Below are 2,153 nucleotides of genomic sequence, written 5' to 3'. Positions count from 1 at the left end.
TAGCAAATGGAGAGAATTCTTGTCCATTAAGAAATGTTACAAATTACATGGGTACATTAAGAAAAGTTAAGGGCTATATCCATTGATGGATAAGGGTTTTCGGCTATTATGGTATATATGTATGGGGGAAGTTCAGATATTAATGACCCACATCATGACAGACATTAGGACGGCGGATAAATCCGCTCGCATCGCTTTTCCGCCCCGTGTTGAAACGACGGGGCTACCAAGCTCCCGTCTTTTTTCGTGTCTGCCGCCGTTCCCTATACACGCGCTTGTTAGGCATCGGATTGGCTAGAGTGTATAAACTGGTGAAAGTCTGGTGATTTAATGAACGATTGAAGGTCTTTTAGTCCCTCTATAAATGAGGTTAGCATCCACCCAAGCTCTTCAAGATGAGCTAATAATCGAGGGTTTTGTTCATCTAAAAAACTGATTAACTTATAATAGTCTTCTATAGAGCTAGTATCGAGTAGCGCTAAATCTTGATGAATCAACTTGTTTCGTTCCAACACAATGATTGAGAGAGCCTGTTTCTGAGCAGTTAAGAAATCTGAGTCACTATAGGAAACCTTAAATGACAAAGACATACCTAACTCAGAAGAGTCTAGTTGAGCTTCAGACTGAATATCATCCACTAGCACAGTGTCATGTAATTTCTGAACCAGTTTACCTAATGTGTGCTTACGAAATCTCTCATGATTGTCAACGAACTGGTTACGAGTTGATGTTGATAATCCCTGGATCTGAGTCACTGAAAGTAGATACTTTAAAATATCTTCAATCTTTGAAAAATTAACTATATTTCTGCCTAGCTTTCTTAGTGCTTCAGTTCTAACTACTTCAATATCTATCGCTTTATCCATGATTAATGGTAAGGCGTTGGGCTCTTCTCGACTTTGTGTGATAATTCTTGCTTATGTAAGGTTAAATGCTTACTGGGCAAGACTTTTAGGACTATTTTGAAAGAAGAAACTATCAGTATAGACTTCGATAACTTATTCCTGCTTTTTTTGCATAGTCTGATAGTTTCATGTCTATATATTACCATGCCTGACTATATCTGACTATATTTGTATTGAAACTTTACAATACTTCATCCCAACGTAATCTCCTAGCTTATATTTTTTTGCCCTATAGACTTCGACCTAATCTCGAAGACCCTATAAACCAGTATAGCGCCCTAAAGCAATCCCTCCAACCCCATCTAGGGGTGCTACCCAGTGCTTTCGGTATCGCATTTAGACTCACTGCTTCAATTGATGTGCATGGTGCGTTCCCCAAAATCTATTAGTGGAGCAGCAGGAGCCACAATAGGGAACGCACCCTACAGCTATCTCAAGCGATTAGTCATATAAAAGGCCAAATTTGAAGATTACAGCCATTTTATCGCTAATTAGGGTTTGCTGGATAAATCTAAAAACCTTTTCTGCAAATCTTAGGACAGATGAACTTCTTTCTTGCCTTTGATGTTTGTTTTTACAGATACGACTTAGCCTGCGTTTGCGCTAATGCTGAGAACTACAATTCGTCAATTGTTACCAACCCACCTTCCGTAAATTGGATCACAAGCTCATGACTATCTAACAAAGCAGTTCCAACCAAAGGTCGCCTTCCTGTGGCAAATACACGAGTTTCTCGCTCCTCACCATTCCAGATAATAATTGCTTTGTGAAGAGGCAGCATTACTTGGCTGTTGTCTGCTAAATTCGCACCCATATCGTACCTGAAAGGAAGATTCAGCAATGCTACTGCTTCGGGTGGTAAACAAAGCTCATCTGTAAATCCTGTATCTACTACAAACTCAATCGGAAAGTCAGCGCGATTTGGAATCCGAAATGGGATAGTGATGAGCGGGTGTCCATTAGCCACAATACCTGAAATCACTTAACTACACGCGACCTGATACCCCCACCAAAAGCGGCAGCAACGTTGTAGCCAATTTTGATCCCAAAGAGCCGAGCATGGGGGTGTTTCTCGCTCAATAAGTCAGCAGCGTGTAAGCCATTTTTATCAACTTTGTAGTCACCTGTTTCAATGTCAATGATGACCATCTTGCCAATGTTTTCTTCAACTTCCACCTCTTGGCGGATTCTGCTTTCGTACAGTTTCTCTGCACGTTGAGCAACTTCTTCACGGCTTAAAAGGATTGC

Annotated in this window: 3 protein-coding genes; all 3 read right to left on the bottom strand. The window is 40.6% G+C overall.

What is annotated here, in order from left to right:
* Positions 1 to 278 precede the first annotated feature (278 nt).
* Positions 279 to 866, bottom strand: coding sequence for a hypothetical protein (locus tag O9324_RS01680; protein ID WP_288139315.1), 588 nt, complete (start codon positions 864 to 866; stop codon positions 279 to 281).
* 655 nt (positions 867 to 1,521) lie between these two features.
* Entirely contained in the window at positions 1,522 to 1,872 is a 351-nt protein-coding gene (locus O9324_RS01675; RefSeq protein WP_288139314.1) for a clan AA aspartic protease, read from the bottom strand.
* 11 nt (positions 1,873 to 1,883) lie between these two features.
* A partial coding sequence (locus O9324_RS01670) for a hypothetical protein (RefSeq protein ID WP_288139313.1) occupies positions 1,884 to 2,153 on the bottom strand: 270 nt, incomplete at its 5' end.

It is taken from the genome of Microcystis sp. LE19-84.1B (genome assembly GCF_027531875.1).
In the GTDB taxonomy this organism is placed as follows: Bacteria; Cyanobacteriota; Cyanobacteriia; order Cyanobacteriales; family Microcystaceae; genus Microcystis; species Microcystis panniformis.
This window is presented reverse-complemented; position numbering and strand designations above follow the sequence as displayed.

Coding starts and splice junctions, on each gene's coding strand:
- O9324_RS01680 (WP_288139315.1), bottom strand. CDS start 866: ATGGATAAAGCGATAGATATTGAAGTAGTTAGAACTGAAGCACTAAGA.